General features: G+C 32.5%; 14 protein-coding genes. 10 read left to right on the forward strand and 4 right to left on the reverse strand.

Translation table 11 applies throughout. The features are described from left to right. Positions 1-46: 46 nt before the first annotated feature. Positions 47-2,398: a T9SS type A sorting domain-containing protein gene (locus ATE84_RS03670; protein ID WP_101445842.1), complete on the forward strand. Its 2,352-nt coding sequence runs from the start codon at positions 47-49 to the stop codon at positions 2,396-2,398. 183 nt (positions 2,399-2,581) lie between these two features. Here ATE84_RS03670 and ATE84_RS03675 read toward each other — a convergent pair whose 3' ends face one another. The 3 genes from ATE84_RS03675 to ATE84_RS03685 all read right to left on the reverse strand — a co-directional run bounded on the left by ATE84_RS03675 (position 2,582) and on the right by ATE84_RS03685 (position 5,157). Beyond that, complete coding sequence (locus ATE84_RS03675) at positions 2,582-2,980, reverse strand: DoxX family protein (protein ID WP_101445844.1); 399 nt, start codon at positions 2,978-2,980, stop codon at positions 2,582-2,584. A gap of 103 nt (positions 2,981-3,083) precedes the next feature. Continuing rightward, the gene (locus ATE84_RS03680) at positions 3,084-4,238 is read right to left on the reverse strand and encodes a DNA polymerase III subunit (protein WP_101445846.1); all 1,155 of its coding nucleotides are present in this window, start codon (positions 4,236-4,238) and stop codon (positions 3,084-3,086) included. Between the two features lie 115 nt (positions 4,239-4,353). Continuing rightward, entirely contained in the window at positions 4,354-5,157 is an 804-nt protein-coding gene (locus ATE84_RS03685) for a M57 family metalloprotease (RefSeq protein WP_101445854.1), read from the reverse strand. Positions 5,158-5,433: 276 nt separating this feature from the next. Between ATE84_RS03685 and pgk the strand changes: the two genes are divergently transcribed. The 4 genes from pgk (at position 5,434) to ATE84_RS03705 (ending at position 11,771) form a co-directional block, all read left to right on the forward strand. Further along, positions 5,434-6,624, forward strand: coding sequence for a phosphoglycerate kinase (pgk, locus tag ATE84_RS03690; protein WP_101445856.1), 1,191 nt, complete (start codon positions 5,434-5,436; stop codon positions 6,622-6,624). Between the two features lie 208 nt (positions 6,625-6,832). After that, complete coding sequence (locus ATE84_RS03695) at positions 6,833-8,461, forward strand: LysM peptidoglycan-binding domain-containing protein (RefSeq protein WP_233195739.1); 1,629 nt, start codon at positions 6,833-6,835, stop codon at positions 8,459-8,461. A gap of 20 nt (positions 8,462-8,481) precedes the next feature. After that, entirely contained in the window at positions 8,482-9,477 is a 996-nt protein-coding gene (locus ATE84_RS03700) for a DUF4837 family protein (protein ID WP_101445877.1), read from the forward strand. Between the two features lie 167 nt (positions 9,478-9,644). Next, positions 9,645-11,771, forward strand: coding sequence for a Tex family protein (locus tag ATE84_RS03705; RefSeq protein ID WP_101445879.1), 2,127 nt, complete (start codon positions 9,645-9,647; stop codon positions 11,769-11,771). A gap of 64 nt (positions 11,772-11,835) precedes the next feature. On the opposite strand, the gene ATE84_RS03710 is transcribed toward ATE84_RS03705, so the two are convergent. Further along, the gene (locus ATE84_RS03710; RefSeq protein WP_062055063.1) at positions 11,836-12,027 is read right to left on the reverse strand and encodes a twin-arginine translocase TatA/TatE family subunit; all 192 of its coding nucleotides are present in this window, start codon (positions 12,025-12,027) and stop codon (positions 11,836-11,838) included. A gap of 364 nt (positions 12,028-12,391) precedes the next feature. Between ATE84_RS03710 and ATE84_RS03715 the strand changes: the two genes are divergently transcribed. The 5 genes from ATE84_RS03715 to ATE84_RS03735 all read left to right on the forward strand — a co-directional run bounded on the left by ATE84_RS03715 (position 12,392) and on the right by ATE84_RS03735 (position 18,567). After that, positions 12,392-13,264 carry a M23 family metallopeptidase gene (locus ATE84_RS03715; protein WP_101445885.1) on the forward strand — a complete coding sequence of 291 codons (873 nt, stop codon included), beginning with the start codon at positions 12,392-12,394 and terminating at the stop codon, positions 13,262-13,264. Between the two features lie 6 nt (positions 13,265-13,270). Further along, entirely contained in the window at positions 13,271-14,770 is a 1,500-nt protein-coding gene (locus tag ATE84_RS03720) for a GH3 auxin-responsive promoter family protein (protein WP_101445887.1), read from the forward strand. Positions 14,771-14,825: 55 nt separating this feature from the next. Then, a complete protein-coding gene (locus ATE84_RS03725; protein ID WP_101445888.1) occupies positions 14,826-16,520 on the forward strand; it encodes a hypothetical protein in 1,695 nt (564 codons plus the stop codon). 4 nt (positions 16,521-16,524) lie between these two features. After that, complete coding sequence (locus tag ATE84_RS03730) at positions 16,525-17,517, forward strand: hypothetical protein (protein WP_101445889.1); 993 nt, start codon at positions 16,525-16,527, stop codon at positions 17,515-17,517. 78 nt (positions 17,518-17,595) lie between these two features. Then, a complete protein-coding gene (locus ATE84_RS03735; RefSeq protein WP_101445890.1) occupies positions 17,596-18,567 on the forward strand; it encodes a type I phosphomannose isomerase catalytic subunit in 972 nt (323 codons plus the stop codon). Positions 18,568-18,570 lie beyond the last annotated feature (3 nt).

Genomic DNA, 18,570 nt, shown 5'->3' on the forward strand with positions numbered 1-18,570 from the left:
ATTTGTGTGACTTATTTAAATACTTATAACTCTTAAAACCTAAAACATGAAAAAATTATTATGTAGTATTGCTATTCTTTCTAGCTCTATTTTAATTGCACAAGTACCTTTTAATCCAGTATCTAATAGTACTATGACAATAAAAGGCGAGCTAAAAACAATAGGAAATAGCATTGTCGGATTAAACGAAACATTAAATGGAGTTACATATACACCAAACGAAAACTACAACGGTCCTAGATCAAATAATCAAAGGACTTTTGGATATATTGATATAGATAATGACTCAAGTACTTTTAGTTCTAGCAGTGCAAATCTAAATCTATCTTCTGGTTGTGAAAGAATTGCTTATGCAGGATTATATTGGGCAGCCTCATATTTTGTAGATAGAGAAGGTCCCAATGGAAATTTTATAAAATACTTCGATTTACCTTTGCCAGATAGTAGACCAGACTTTAGAACATTAAAATTTAAACCACCAGGAGAAACTTATATTACTATTACACCAGCTCAGACCCAAGTGATTTATAATGGATACCGTAATACTCCTACCAATACAGAAAATAGAGCAAAATCAGATATACCGTATGTATGTTATGCCGATGTTACCGAAATAGTTAAAGGGTTATCTACACCTGATGGAACTTATACGGTTGCGGATATGAGGGCATCAACTGGTTTTTCTGGATATAATTCGAATGGTATATCTGGTGGGTGGATATTAGTAGTTGCTTATGAAGACCCGATGTCATCTACCAAGCATATAAGTACAGAACAAGGCTATATTGATATCGCTCCTGGTGATGCACCACAAACTTTTACATATTCGGGTTTTCAAACATCTCCTGCTCCAGAACCAGTTAATGCAAGATATGCCATTGCTACTTTAGGAGGAGATAGGCCATATAGTGGAGATATATTTCAAGTTGAAAAGCCTGATGGAACATTACAAGACGTTTTCACAACCCCTGCTAATCCGGTCGGGAATTTTTTTGATAGTTCGATCTCTGTAAATGGCTCCTATGTAACAAGTAGAAACCCAGCCTCGCAAAATACTTTAGGGTTTGATGCTGATATCTTTGATATCTCTAACCCATCTAATACGGTTATTGGTAATGATCAAAATTTTGTAAGGTTTGTAACAACTTCTAGTGGAGATGCATATAGTGTTTTTTTTAGCTCATTTCAGGTAGAAGTGATAGAACCTCAACTTATGATTACCGAGCGTGTATTAGATGTTAATGGAACCAACATTACAGGAGATCAAGTAAATTTTGGTGATCAATTATTCTATGAGTTTACTATAGAAAATCAAGGCAATGAAGATATTATAAATGCTAGTATTCGAAACATATTACCTGCCAATGTAGATTTTATACAAGGAACTATTATTACAAGTGAGCCTAATATAATTGCTACCTATAATGAGATCGATCGAGAGATTATGATTGCAATTGATGATGACCTATTGATGAAAAATAAAGAAATTTATACAGCTCGTTTTGCTGTAAGTGTAGTAGCTAATTGTACCGATTTAAGAGACGCATGCTCTAATGAAATTATAAATTCTGCTGTTTATACATATTCTGGATTAGCTTCTGGAATCACAAAAACAGGAGAGGTTTTAGGAAAAGATGCATGTGGATTCGAGAGTATCAATACATCCAATACTTTGATAAATAATAATATATGTTCTCAGGTACAATCAGTATCTATCTGCCCGGGATCTTCCTTAACACTTATAACCGATGGTGGATTTTCAAACTATAAATGGGTTGATCTTAGTAACCCAGAAACGATTGTTGGAACTGGCCAAAGTTTAGATGTTAGTAAAGCAGGTACATATAGTGTTTATAAATCTGATAATTTAGATTGCAGAGAATCGAAAGAGATTTTTGAAGTCACTAGCTATGATGCAATGGTAATCAATCAGATAATTAGTCAAGAAGATAAGAGTGTTGAGATTAGTATTACCGGAGGAACAGCTCCTTATATCTATGAGTTATTGGATACTTCTACTTCTATAGTTATAATACCTGCTCAAGCCAGTAATACATTTATTTTGGATATAACAGGAAATTACACAGTGCATGTACAAGATGCAAACGGTTGCAAGGCGATACACTCTTTTGTTTTTGTAGAAAAAATAGAAGATGAAGAAAACAATAAGATTGTTAATAATGCCGAAGAATTTAAAATATATCCTAATCCATCAAGTGATATTATAAATGTAAATACAAAGGTTACTAGTATAAAAATTTATGATAGAATGGGTAAACTCTTAATAGAAACTACAGAAAACACATACAATATTGCTAATCTTCGTGATGGTATTTATTTTGTTAAGATCTTAACAAAAGACAAGAAGGAAATTATCACTAAAATAGTAAAGAAATAGTATTCCCCAATATTTATTTCTTTAACCCGCCTTATGTAATAGAAAATCTATTCTGTTTTTAAGAAGAGGTGAAATATTACTCTACACTAGGTTGGTATTACTGTTTTATTCTAAAAAAGTTTATTACATAAGGCGGGCGACTAGAAGAGCACTAATTAGTGCTCTTCTATATTATAAAGCATTTTATAAAGAAACTACATATAATCCAAAGATGGACACTATAAAGTAACAGGTGATTGTTAAGGCCCCTTGATAATCTTTTGCTACTCTTTGTCCAAAAAGCAACATTAAAAGCGTTACACAGGCTAAAAACATAGCTAAAACAGCATAGTATGTAGTATTATTGTCAATAAGATAATACATACCAATAACACAGCATATTGCCGTTATCATTTCAATAATTAGAATAATTGTTAAAAGAAGAGGAACCATATTGCCCATAAAAGTAGACGCAAAATGCTCTTTTAACCAACCAAGATTTCCTTTCCAATCGATTAGTTTATCAACTCCAGATTGCAAAAAAGTAATGAGAAGAAATAGTAAGATGGTTATTGCAACAATATTGTTTAAAAAATTATCCATATGATATTAGTTTAGGATATCAAATATAGAATAAGATTTGAGACTAAAAAATGCTGATTTTTAATTTACTATCCTTAAGCATCATAAGGTGGTAACTTATACGCTATTCACTTTTTTTATGTAGTAATCTGGTAAGTTTTATAGAAAGATCTGTGAGAATGATTTTTGCATTTCCATTTCGTTCTATATGATAAGCAGCATCCTGAAGTTCATTACAGATATCCATGATATTAGCACCATGCACAAAAGGAGCGAAGTTTTTTAATTTAAAACCACTTGTGTTTGGTTCTAGAAAGACTAAATCTTCTGCACCATAATTAAGTAACATTGCTTGTCTGAAAAAATCGAGGCAATATTTTAGGAACTTTTTTTGCGTTTCTCTTCCTGTACCTGCAATAGACTCACTCCAGGTGATTAAGTCGTTTACAGCAGACTTGTTTCCCTTGGCTTTAAATGCAGTACGAACCCATTGTATAAACCACTCTTCAAATTGATCATCACCACCATCATGATGCAATAGGTGCAGAGCTTTACTATAATCACCATTAGCTTGGTGTGCTACTTTTAAGGCATCACTATCAGAAATGTTTTCTTTTTTCTGAAGTGCTTCTTTTATTACCTGTTCTCCCAAAGGAGGAAAATGTAATACTTGGCATCTGGATCTAATCGTTTGTATAAGCTGTTCCTCATCTTCTGTGATAAGTATAAATATTGTTTTTGCAGGAGGCTCTTCTATTAATTTGAGAAGTTTATTAGAAGCTGCAATATTCATTTTATCAGCCATCCAGATCAACATTATTTTATAACCTCCTTCATAGCTTTTCAGCGAAAGTTTTTTTACGATCTCAAGCGCCTCATCTACTCCGATCTGACCTTGTTTTTTTTCGATTCCGAGAGAAAGGTACCAGTCAAAAATACTCCCGTATGGATTTTCATTTACAAAACTTCTCCACTCTTCTGCAAATTGATCAGATGTGGGGTGTTTTTTCACCTTATCGTTTACAGCAACAGGATATACAAAATGTAAATCAGGGTGAGACAGATGATCAAACTTTACATTGCAAGCCTCAATACCACCTACATTTTCACCATTTTGATTTTGGCACAAGACATACTGTGCATAAGCAATAGCCATGGGCAATGTTCCACTACCATTAGGACCGACAAAAAGTTGTGCGTGAGGTATTCTTTGACGATTAGCACTGGTGGTCAAATAGTTTTTGATATGTTTTAAGCCTAGTATTTCTGAGAAAAGCATTGGCAAATATAGTGAACTCTATGTATAGTTAAACAAGAAAACATAGGTGTATCAATATCGACATAAAAAAGAGGTTGACATTAGCCAACCTCTTCTGTACTATAATTTGTTTTTGTTATTTGCAGATCTTATTTGCTTGATTGGAATATAAGCGTTTTGTAGCTTTTTTGTCGTTTTCAGTTAACCCACTCAATCCAACGATGTCATTGGTATAGGTGCGCATGATTGATTTTTTATCAAACTTTGGGGTTCCTGGAACGAGAATTGCTGTCGAAGAAGGCTCTTTTATATGTGCAAAACCTATATTATGTCCGATCTCATGAGTAATAACATTTACCCATTGTTTCTGCGTTAATTTTTTCCCATTATTTATTGAAGAATGTTTTGCATCTAATTTTAACTTAATAAGATCTCCTGCTTTACCATTTTTTGGAAATGTCCCTTGCCCATAAGTAACAGAATTATTTCTTGGCTTTAACTCATTTTTGTCTGCAAGACGAATATTGATGTCAGGGTCTTTCTTAACCACTTTAAGTTTTAAAAAACTTCCATTTACACTATTCCATCTTTTAACGGCTGCATCAAAAGCTTTACCCGCCACATTATCACCTAAACTGTTTTTAATTTTTATGTTTTTAGAGTTTTTGCAACTAATTAATCTAAAATATTTCTGTTTTGAAATATTTGGATTCGTTAGTTCTTTATTAGAAATATAAATATCTCCTTCGACTATAACACCATCCCCGTCCTTAAACACTGGAATAATTTCTGTATTGAACCCCATATTCTTTAGTTTGCCAAGTGTTTCTTCAGAAACTTCTTTTTGTTGTACTTCCTGATTTTCTTCCACGGTGTCACTTTCACAAGCTGAAATGGCTATTACTGTAAGCCACAAAATCAATAATTTTGAGTTTTTCATGTTTAATATATTTAAATTAGTTAATACACTATCACAACAGTTTAATTTTGAGACACCCTATTCATTTATTTGTTTTTGTGAACAGATTAACTTTTAATGTTTAATAATCATACATATAACACTGATTTGCTGTTAATTCTTTACAAAAAACACTTTTTTTATAAAGAATTGATAAAAGTGAAAATTTACATCGTTTTCGCACGAATTTTTCTACAGATTTCTAATGTTTTTAACGGAATAGAATTATTTTCGTTTGCCTAATACCAATCCAGTAAGATGAAGACAATTGACGATTTTAATTTTGAAGATAAAAAAGCACTAATTCGAGTAGATTTCAATGTTCCTTTAAATGAAAACTTTGAAGTAACAGATGACACTAGAATTCAAGCAGCAAAACCCACAATAATTAAAGTTTTGGAAGATGGAGGAAGTGCGATCCTAATGTCTCATTTGGGTAGACCAAAAGGTGTTCAGGATGAATTTTCATTAAGACATATCGTAGATAAAGTTGCAGATGTTCTTGGAGTACAAGTCAAATATGTAGCTAATTGTGTTGGTCAAGAAGCAGAAGATGCTGTTGCCGCATTAAACTCTGGTGAAGTTTTGTTATTAGAAAATTTAAGATTTCACCCCAATGAAACAAGTGGAGATGTTGTTTTTGCAGAACAATTATCAAAACTGGGTGACATTTATATAAATGATGCGTTTGGTACAGCACACAGAGCACATGCTTCTACTACTATTGTGGCACAATTTTTTGCTGAACGCAAGTGCTTTGGTAGCTTATTGGCAAAAGAAATAGAAAGTATTGATAAAGTATTAAGAAGCGGAGAGAAGCCTGTTACCGCAGTTCTGGGTGGATCAAAAGTATCTTCTAAAATTACAATAATCGAGAATATTCTGGATAAAATAGATCACTTGATTATTGGAGGAGGAATGACCTATACGTTTATTAAAGCCCTGGGAGGTCAAATAGGGAATTCTATTTGTGAAGATGATAAACAAGAGCTAGCGTTAGAGATTTTAAGAAAAGCTAAAGAAAAAGGAGTAGAAATTCACCTTCCTGTGGATGTGTTGGGCGCAGATGCATTTGATAATAATGCAAATACTAAGGTCGTTGCTGTTAATGCCATTCCTGATGGCTGGCAAGGACTTGATGTTGGACCCGAAACAATGAAAATTTTTCATGAAGTAATTTTGAAATCAAAAACCATATTATGGAATGGACCATTGGGGGTTTTTGAGATGGAAAATTTTGCTAATGGAACGATAGCATTAGGACACTCTATAGCAGAAGCTACTGAAAATGGAGCATTCTCTCTTGTAGGAGGAGGAGATTCTGTAGCGGCAGTAAAACAATTTGGTTTTGGAACCAAGGTAAGCTATGTTTCTACAGGAGGAGGAGCTATGCTAGAAAGCTTAGAAGGTAAAACACTACCAGGAATTGCTGCAATAGCAAATGAATAAGATCTAGTTTTGTAAGAAAACACTTATTTTTTGTAAAAATTATGAAAAAACGGTTGTTTTAACCGTTTTTTTCATGTTTTTAACGCTTTGATTTTTTGCAGTTTAGAAAAAAAAGTGCGATTTTCGTTGCGGTATTGTTGATAACATGTTAAAAACGATACAAATAGCCCCAAATTTCCGTTAAACTAAAAGTAAATGCATTTATAAAATGAATAACTATTACGCATTATTTCTTTCTTTCTTATTAGTTTCGGTTTCATTAATGGGACAAGAAACATCATCAGAGAAACAATCAAATTCCCAAAATACGAAGGAGATTGTACTTAATAAAACCCAAGACTTAAAACAAAATACGGTTAGGGTAGTAGATACAACTCAAGTAATTAAAACAACAGGTGAACTACAAACCACTACGTTAACATCAACGAGTGTAAAAGATAGTGTGATTTATGTAGCAAATGACCACCCCAGGATGTCACAGTTAGATTCTATCTGGAAACAAGAACTATATAACTCTAACCTTTTTGATACTATTTATAAATCTGTTACCGAACTGAAATATGAACCAGTAGAATATGTTGATCTTCCTACTGATACTTTAAAGGCAAGATTAGCAGCATTAAATGCACGTACTCCTTTTAATGTAGAGTATAATCCTTCATTAGAAAGTGTAATTAAAAGATATTTAAAAAACAGGCATAAACACCTAGAACGTTTAATGGCACTAAGCGAATTTTATTTTCCGCTTTTTGAGCAAGAGCTAGACAATCAGAATATTCCTTTAGAAATAAAATACCTTGCTATTGTAGAATCTGCTTTAAAACCTAGAGCAAAATCTAGAGTTGGAGCTACAGGATTATGGCAATTTATGTTTGGTACTGGTAAAATGTTTGGTTTAGAAGTAAGTTCATATGTCGATGAACGAATGGATCCTATTATGTCTACCAAAGCTGCTTGTAAGTATCTTTCTAATTTATATAAAGTATTCGGAGATTGGGATCTTGCTTTGGCTTCCTATAATTCGGGCCCAGGTAATGTAACCAAGGCTATTCGTCGTAGTGGTGGATATACAAACTATTGGAATATCAGACATAACCTTCCTAGAGAAACAGCTGGATATTTACCTGCTTTTTTGGCAACAATGTATATTTTTGAGTATGCAGACAAACATGGTCTTAAACCTAGAAAGCCTGAGTTTGCATATTTTGAGACTGATACCATACGAGTAAAGCAGATGATCACATTAGATCAGGTTTCAGAATATATGAATATTGATATTGAAGAATTGCAATTTTTAAATCCTTCCTATAAACTAGATATCATCCCATATATCAAAGATGAAGATTATGTATTGAGATTACCATTGGATAAGATAGGTTCTTTTGTTACTAACGAAGATCAAATCTATACATTGGCCAAGGCAGAATTTGATAAGCGCGAAAAACCATTACCTAAATACATAGAGGCAAACGATCGGATTCGATACCGAGTGCGCAGCGGCGACTATTTAGGAAAAATTGCAAGACGTTATGGCGTTAGGGTAAGTCAAATTAAAAAATGGAATGGTTTACGAAGTAATAATCTTAAAATTGGTCGACGCCTCACTATTTATCCCCGTAGACCAGTAGTAAATACACCTAGGAGAACTACAACAAAAAAGACCTTAACTAAGGTTGCAGCTAATAACTCAGAGGTATATACTGTTAAGACAGGAGATACTTTATGGAGTATTTCACAAAAATTTAAGGGAGTATCTGTCGAGAATCTTAAAAACTGGAACGATATTAGTGGTAGTGGTATAAAACCAGGTATGACACTGAAACTTTCAAAATCATAACCACTAATATTATCTACCTTATGAAAAAATTATCACTCGCAATTATTTGCCTGATTTGTATCGTTAGTTGTACAGAGGTTAAAAAAGACAAAAACCAGAAGAGTCAGGTGTCTATGGCACACTCTAATGGAAGAATAAATCATCTTTCTGTGGTTGTAGATAATGAACTATGGAACAGTAATGTTGGTGATACGATTAGAAAATATTTTGGAGCCGAAGTACCAGGCTTACCTCAAGAAGAACCATTGTTTACAATGCGACAAGTACCTATGGAAGCTTTTGCCGGACTTACAAAACAGAGCCGTATTTTTCTTTGGATTAAAAAAGAAGATGGAGGAGAAAGTAAATATGGATTATTGAAAAATAAATTTTCTAACCCTCAAATTGGCGCAGTAATTTCTGGAGCTACAGACGAGGATATAACGTCTTTGATTCGAGAGAAGCATGAAATGATTGTTTCAAAGTATAAATTTACAGAAACAAAGGAAAAACAAGAGATTATCAAAAAATCCTTAGAGAAGATTCCGCAGTTAAAAGAGAAATTGGGAATCACTTTAAACATTCCTTCGGCATATCGAATTGCTATTGAAGAAGACAAGTTTTTTTGGATACGTAAAAATGTAAAACATGGTAGTATGAATCTTATGATTTATGAATTACCATTGGGAATAGTGAAAAAAGATTCTAATACGGTTTCTAGCATCATAAAAATGAGAGATTCTATAGGAACAGTAAAAATCCCTACGCCAGAAGTTGGTCATTTTATTACAGAAAAGGCCTATGCACCCTATCTTTATGAAATAGAGTTAGACAACAGGTTTACTTTCGAAACCAAAGGAATCTGGGAAATCAAAGACCGTTTTATGTCAGGTCCATTTGTTAATTATGTTATAGAAGACATTGCTAATAATAGATTAATGGTATTAGAAGGCTTTGTATTTGCTCCTTCGGTAAGTAAAAGAGATAATATGTTTGAACTTGAAGCTATTATTAAGTCTATAAAATTTGACAAATAACACGTTACTATACTCTAGCTTTCATATAACATCAATTAGTAAAAGTATTACTTAGGTATATTTGTATGAAAATTAGTTTTTCTTACAAATTGTAGAAAACTTTCTCTTTTACATAAAATAATCCATCATTTTTGGCATTATATTTAGCGATTCTAAAACTTGATTTTATGAGTATCGTTTCTTTTATAGCGAAGCAGATTCCTGTTTCAGAAAAACAAATTGCTAAAACTATTTCATTACTTGATGATGGGGCTACGGTTCCGTTTATCTCTAGATATCGTAAAGAGATGACGGGAGATCTTGATGAGGTGGCTATCGGCGAAATAGTAAAATTTAAAGGCGCTTTTGAAGCTCTTCAAAAAAGAAAAGAAAGCGTATTAGCGGCAATCAAAGAACAAGAAGCGTTAACACCAGAATTGGAAAAAAAAATCCTTTCTGCTGATACGCTTATGCAAGTAGAAGATTTGTATTTGCCCTATAAGAAAAAAAGAAAAACCAAAGCTTCTGTAGCCAAAGAACAAGGATTAGAACCTTTGGCTAAGATCATTATGCAGCAAAGAGAAGAAGAAATTCTTTTTGTAGCCTCGCAGTACCTAAATGATATTATTACTAGTGAAGAGTTAGCATTACAGGGAGCAAGAGATATTATAGCAGAATGGATTAATGAAGATGAAAAAATAAGAAATAGATTACGAAGATTATATCAACGTAAAGCTACAATAACTTCTAAGGTTATTAAGACCAAAAAAGATGATGATGATGCTCAGAAGTATCAACAATATTTTGATTGGGAAGAATCACTTCATAAATGTCCCTCACATCGGTTATTAGCAATTCTAAGAGCCGAAAATGAAAAGATAGTAAGAGTAAAAATTACGGTACCAGAAGGTGATGCATTAGATATTATAGATGATGTGATGATCAAAACAAATATTGAAGCTTGTACAGATCATATGTTTTTGGCTAGTTCTGATGCCTATAAACGATTATTAACACCGGCAATTTCTACAGAAATACTCAATCAATTTAAAGAAAAAGCTGATGATAATGCGATAAAAGTTTTTGCACAAAATTTAAAACAATTACTGTTGGCTTCGCCACTTGGGCAAAAGAAGATATTGGCTTTGGACCCTGGTTTTAAATCAGGATGTAAGTTGGTTTGTCTTGACAAACAAGGAGATTTATTACATAATGAGAATATTTATCCTCATCCTCCACAAAGAGAAGTAACAGGAGCAATCAAAAAAATCAGATCTCTGGTAAATGCATATAAGATTGAAGCCATTGCAATTGGAAACGGAACTGCTGCCAGAGAAACAGAAGCTTTTATTAAAAAAATACCATTTGAGAAACCAATCCAGGTATTTATGGTGAATGAAAGTGGGGCTTCAGTATATTCAGCATCCAAAATTGCCAGGGCAGAGTTTCCAACTTATGATGTAACTGTACGGGGTGCAGTATCTATTGGAAGACGACTAGCCGATCCTTTGGCAGAATTAGTAAAAATTGACCCAAAAGCTATTGGTGTAGGGCAATATCAACATGATGTGGATCAATCTAAGCTCAAAAACGAATTAGATACCGTAGTAATGAGTTGTGTAAACGGTGTGGGAATTAATGTAAATACTGCTAGTGTTCCGCTATTAAGTTATGTTTCGGGTATTGGAGAAAAACTTGCAGAGAATATTGTAGCATATCGATCAGAAAATGGGGCAATACAATCACGCGAAGAACTAAAAAAAGTACCAAGACTAGGAGGAAAAGCTTATGAACAAGCAGCAGCTTTTTTAAGAATTACTAGCCCCAAAAACCCACTTGATAATTCTGCAGTACATCCAGAGCGATATAAATTAGTTTCGAAAATGGCAAAAGACGCAGGAGTTCCTATACGTGAATTAATAGGAAATCGAGAGGCAATTACAAAAATCAAACTGCAAAGTTATATTACCGATGAGGTAGGGCTTCCAACATTAACAGATATTGTTAAAGAATTAGAAAAACCAGGTGTGGATCCCAGAAAAAAAGTAACAGTCTTTGAATTTGACCCTAATGTAAAAACCATAGCAGATGTGAAAACTGGAATGAAATTGCCAGGGATTGTAAATAATATTACAAATTTTGGATGTTTTGTAGATATTGGGATTAAAGAAAGTGGATTAATTCATATTTCAAAATTAGCAAATGAATTTATCAGTGATGTCAATGCCGTAGTACAATTGCAGCAACACTTGATGGTTACTGTAATAGAAGTAGATATAAGTAGAAAGAGAATTCAACTTTCTCTTATTGATTAGATATAAAACCATAAAAAAACCCAGTTCCTAAGAACTGGGTTGCATATGTATTTGAATACAGAAATTATTTTTTTTCATCAATTTTAGGATCTTCCTCTTCTTCTTTTGTCGCATCCTTAAATTCTTTTATACCACTACCAAGCCCTCTCATTAATTCAGGAATTTTCTTTCCTCCAAATAAAAGTAATAAAGCTCCTACAATTAAAGCAATTTGCCATGGGCCAATCATTCCTAAAAATATACTAGATAATATCATGATCTTAACTATTAGATTACAAAGTTAGCAAGAAATGATTAAATATATGTTTTTAGCTGTTAAAAAACGGGTTTTTATATCATTTTATCAAAATTGATAAACGATTTCAGTATCAAAACCGTTGTGCTTTAATATAGTTAAGTTGAATTTACCTCTAATTTAGAGTTGTATCTCATATGTTTGACTTTCTTTTATAGAAAAGGCATTTTTGATTGCAATAACAATGTAGTAATTTGAAAAAACACAAAATTAAAAGGTAAAATGTAAATTTCGCAGGTAAAAAATAAACCCAAGATGAGTTCATTATGTATATTTGCGATTAATGATACCGATTTGATAACATTCTTTATTGAAGATGTAATCTATGGCAAAAAAAAACAAAGAACAAAAAAAAATAACCAAGAAGCTTCTTAATAAGTATCGCTTGGTCATCCTTAATGAAGACACTTTTGAAGAACGAATATCATTTAAGTTAAACAGACTTAATGTTTTTGTAATGGTCACGATTACCTCAATTGTTTTGGTAGCAGGCACTACCTTTTTAATTGCATTTACTCCGCTAAGAGAGTATATCCCGGGATATTCTTCTACGTCACTCAATTTGAGAGCAACCAGATTAGTAGCTACTACAGATTCTTTAGAGTCTGTAATTAATATAAATCAGGAATATTATAAATCGATCAGGAAAGTACTTACAGGAGATGTAAAAACTGTAGAATTTGATATTGATTCTGCAATACAATCCCAAAAACTAAATCCTGAAGAGGTTGATCTTAAACCTTCAGAACAAGATATACAACTTCGTGAAGAAGTATCTAAGGAAGATAAATATAGTCTATTTGAAAGTGAAAAATCAAGCTCTGATTTTTCATTATTTCCTCCAGTAAAAGGTAATATCACTTCTAACTATAACATGAATGAAAAACATTATGGTATAGATGTAGCGGTTCCCAAAGATACGCCAGTAAAAGCAGCGTCTTCTGGAACTGTAATTTTTTCAGAATGGACTGCAGAGACAGGTCATGTAATTATACTTAAGCATAATAATAACTTACTTACAGTATATAAACATAATGCTACTTTAACTAAGAAACAAGGAGAACAAGTTAAGGCCGGAGAAGTAATTGCTACAGCAGGTTCGACGGGAGAATTGTCTACTGGGCCTCATTTACATTTTGAATTATGGAGAGATGGATATCCTACTGATCCTTCTAACTTTATTGATTTTGAACAATAATTATCTATGTCCTTAAAAACATTAGGAGCTAAAGTATTTGCCAGGCGAATTCGCAAAAAAATTAATAAATGGGCATCAAACCCAATAAAAACTCAAGAACAAGTTTTTGCAAGCCTTATAGAACAAGCAAAAAACACTGCCTTTGGTAAAGATCATAATTTTCAGCATATAAAAACATATTCAGATTTTGCTCAAAATGTCCCAATACGGGATTATGAAGAATTAAAATCATATATAAATCGTGTTGTAGCTGGAGAGAATGATATACTTTGGCCAGGAAAACCATTATATTTTGCTAAGACATCAGGAACTACGAGTGGCGCAAAATACATTCCTCTTACCAAAGATTCTATGCCTACTCATATTAGAGCAGCACGTAATGCGATTTTATGTTATATTGAAGAAACCGGAAAAACTGATTTTGTAGATGGCAAGATGATATTTCTTCAAGGAAGCCCAGAGATGAGTGAAAAGAATGGAATACTATTAGGAAGACTTTCTGGAATAGTGGCACATTATGTACCAAAATATCTTCAAAAGAACAGAATGCCTAGCTGGGAAACTAATTGTATTGAAGATTGGGAACAAAAAGTTGATGCCATTGTTGAAGAAACGGTACATCAAAATATGACAGTGATAAGCGGTATTCCACCATGGGTACAAATGTATTTTGAAAAACTACAGCAAAAGGCAAACAAAACCATAGGAGAACTTTTTAAAGGTTTCGAGCTTTTTATATACGGTGGTGTAAATTTTGAACCCTATAAAGCTACATTCGAAAAATTAATTGGCAGAAAAGTAGCAGGTATCGAATTGTATCCGGCTTCAGAAGGGTTTTTTGCGTTTCAGGACAGTCAGAACGAAAAAGGAATGCTATTACAACTGGATTCGGGGATGTTTTATGAGTTTGTAAAGGCCGATGAATTTTTTGAAGATACCCGTAAAAGATTAACCATTGGAGAGGTTGAGGTAGGCGTTAATTATGTAATGCTTGTTTCTACTACTGCGGGATTATGGTCTTATAATGTTGGAGATACTATAATGTTTACCAGCACCTCACCTTATAGGTTGGTGGTTTCCGGTAGAATAAAGCATTTTATTTCAGCATTCGGAGAACATGTGATTGGTAAAGAAGTTGATCAAGCAATTAAGGATGGTATAGAAGCCACCGGGATAATGATTAATGATTTTACTGTAGCACCACAAGTCAATCCGAACCAAGGCGAACTACCATATCATGAATGGTTTATAGAATTTCGAGAAGCTCCAGAGGATATAGAAAAATTAGTTTTTGAAATTGAGAGCTCATTGCGAAAACAGAACTCATATTATGATGATTTGATCGAAGGAAAAATATTGAGAACATTAAAAATAACGCCTGTTCCTAAAGATGGATTTAAAGAGTATATGAAATCTGTGGGTAAGCTAGGAGGACAAAATAAACTTCCAAGACTTTCTAATGATAGAAATATTGTAGATATACTCACAGCTATAATAGACAAATAGTCCTAATTGAATTTTAATGTTCAGTTAGTATACTTATATTTGCTAGGAAAAATTTATGACAAATCTTATGTTAGAAGGAAGAACGAGAGCTCAGGAAAGCTCTAGCGCGATAGAACGTATGTACATAACTATGCGTCATCTTTTTAATAGAGGTTTTTATAAACCCATGGGAGTTTCTGGGGATACGCTTAGAGAAGCATTGCTAACACTACGCCCAGAAATTTATGGTTCTGTCGCAGAAGAAAAAGTAGAGCTTAATGGATTGCTTTATGTTATTGATCGTTTACCATTGGGTATTGAAGAATGTCGGTATATTAATCTAACCAGTGATGAAGGGTATAAAAATTCTCATTTTAAAGCCATAGTACCCCCAAAAAGACGCAGGAACTGTTATCGTATAGATGAAGAGCAAATGAATATCGAGATCACCCGAGGGCGTTCAGAAATTTATGATATTCTTACACACCTTACATTTTTGTTTATAGAATCACATAAGATCATGAATCGAGTGGTGATTAATGAGCAAGGTAATGTTACCAGAGATTGGCAAAAATTGGAAAAAGCTGTAACTTCTAAAAAAGATTTGACTAAGGCCGAAAGAGAGGTGGCTTTGACCCATACAGCTAATATTTTGGGAAGAACTTTTGAGGAGGTTTCTTCTGTGTATGGTAATTTTTCTTGTCCAGATAATAAAGAAAGGTTTTTAGATATCATTTATTGGCTAGGCAAGTTGGCAATAGAAGAATCAATTGAAGATGAAAAGAGAATCGTAACCTTTAGTCCGGTATTAAGAGAAAGACTAGGTCACCATATTCATGGAGAGGTTTGGGCAAATACAATTAAAAATAAACTAGAAGAACTAAATTTACTACATCGCCCAATCCACATTATTAGTGCTAATATGCATAGTGTGATGAATACGTTATACGCCCCAATAGCATTAAAAACAGAGTTAAAAGATAAAAGCACTTTTGATGTTTATGAATCATTAAGCGATAATAAAAATGATAAATTAAGAGCAAAAGTGCGAAAGTTAGCCTTGCAAAAAGGAATGACTTACATAGAAGATCATAGTGGTGCAAATATTAATATTCAGATATTTGATACTGCTCAATATGCCGATGGCGAATATAAAAATCTGATTGCTGATATTGAAGATGATAAAAAACCAGTGATTATTGTTATGGATTATGCGTTTGGTGAGCAGGCATATGAAACTATGGATGAGTTATTAAAACCGTATATAACTACCCAGGGAGTCAAAACACATATAGATGTTAAATCTATTTCTATTATGGGTAAAGCAGGTATTCTTGAAGGAGGAAAAGGAGATATTATGATACCATCTGCTCATGTTTTTGAAGGAACAGCAGACAATTATCCATTTAAAAACCAATTAAAAAAGAAAGAACTAGAAGGCCATGGCATTGATATTTATGATGGAGCAATGATTACAGTTTTAGGAACGTCTTTGCAAAATAGAGATATCTTAAAGTTTTTTCATGACTCTACGTGGAATGTAATAGGATTAGAAATGGAAGGAGCACATTATCAAAAGGCCATACAATCTGCTTCAAAACTTAGAAGTAGTATCAGCTCAAAAGTAAAAGTACGATATGCATACTATGCTTCAGACAACCCTTTAGAAACTGGCAGTACATTAGCTTCTGGAGGATTAGGAACTACAGGAGTAAAACCAACATACCTAATAACAGAAAAAATAATAGAACAAATATTTAAAGAAAGATAATATTATGAGTAATGAAAATTACAATGACGAAATAGATGTAATGCAAATTTTTGGCATGATTAAGAATGGTTTTAGGAAATTTCTAAAATTAATTATTTCTGTAATTATATTCTTTAAGAAAAAAGCACTTTTGTTTTTTATTTTATTGATTGTTGGAGCAGCAGCAGGATTTTTTGTGGATCAATATCAAGATACAAAAAACAATTATATACAAGAAATAATAATCGAACCTAAATATAATAGCACAAAATATATATATGATTTTATAGACGAATTGGATCGTAACTTTAAAGATGATTTTTTCTTAGAAAAATTAGGTATTAATCCAGATAATATCAAGAATTTGGATAAAGCTACTATAGAACCTTTGATTAAAGGAACAGATGTTTTAGATAATTTGCAGGAAAGATACGAGAATCGAGAATTCTTTAAGGATATAATGACAGCATATGAAGAAGATAAATTAAAAGAAGAAGAATTTAGGAATTTTTATAAGCACCATAGATTAACTCTCAAGTTCAAAAATAAAACTGATGAAAACGCTAAGATTGTTTCTTCAATTTTAAACTATATCAAATCCAATCAATATTATCAAGATATAAAGAATCTGACTATTACTCAAAATAAAAATAGTTTAGAAAGAAACAAAAAATCATTACAATTTATAGATAAGTATTTAAATAACTTAAATAACAATCCTTCTTCTAACCCTAATGAATTGGTTGTGATAGCAAATGAAGCTGAAACACCAACGATAGCATCTTTATTAAAACAAAAAGATCTTTTACTGGAGATAATCAATGAACAAGAAGAGGTGTTAGTATTAGATAAAGAAGTACTTTCTATTGTGGATTATGGCGATATTATTTCAGCAAGAAAAAAACTATTAAATCGAACAATATTTATAATCCCACTACTTCTTATTGGACTAGTTTCTTTATTCTATTTCTTTAAATATATGTCTAGAACAATAAACAATTTTGTTAAAGAAGAATAAACCTGTTGCAATTGTAATTCATAGTAAGTATGTATTCCTTATCAAAATCTATGAAAGAATTAATAAAAAGCAATAATTATGCTATATCCTTTAAAATTTCGACCAATTCTAAAAGAAAAAATATGGGGCGGAGATAAATTAAAAACTATTCTCAATAAACCTGCAATAGATGAGAATACTGGTGAAAGCTGGGAAATATCGACAGTGGGTGATGATATTTCAGTAGTATCTAGCGGGAAGTTAGAAGGAAAAAAACTAGATGACCTGATTAAAGAACATAAAGGAGAATTATTAGGTAATAAGGTATATCAGGAATTTGGAGATCAGTTTCCTTTGTTAATTAAATTTATCGACGCCAAAGAAGATTTATCTGTTCAATTACATCCAAATGATGAATTAGCAAAAAAACGACATAATTCCTTTGGGAAAACAGAAATGTGGTATGTGATTCAGGCAGATGAGGACGCTAAATTGATCGTTGATTTTAATAAAAAGACTTCAAAACAAGAATATGAAGCTTTTTTAGAAGACGGGAAAATAACAGAATTACTAAATTTTGAAAAAATATCAGAAGGAGACAGCTATTTTATTAAAGCAGGTAAAATACATGCAATAGGTGGAGGAACATTAATTGCAGAAATCCAACAAACATCTGATATTACATATAGGGTATATGATTGGGATCGAAAAGATAATGAAGGAAATCAAAGAGAATTACACACAGATCTTGCTCTGGAAGCATTAGACTTTAATGTAGACGGTTCTTCTAAATTAGAATATAATAAAATTGAAAATTGTGTAAATAAGTTAGCTTCTTCTACCTATTTTACCACTAATTTTATTGAAGTAAATGGTAGTTTAGAAAGAAATTATATAGGTTTGGATTCATTTAAAATTTTGATGTGTGTAGAAGGGAGTGGTTGCATAAGTATGCATGACCATTCTATAGACATCTCATTTGGTGAAACGATATTGATTCCTGCCAAGATTGAACATTTATCAATCAAAAGTGATGCTCTAACAATGAAAATGTTAGAGATATACATTTAGATA

The sequence above is a fragment of the Aquimarina sp. MAR_2010_214 genome, assembly GCF_002846555.1.
In the GTDB taxonomy this organism is placed as follows: Bacteria; Bacteroidota; Bacteroidia; order Flavobacteriales; family Flavobacteriaceae; genus Aquimarina.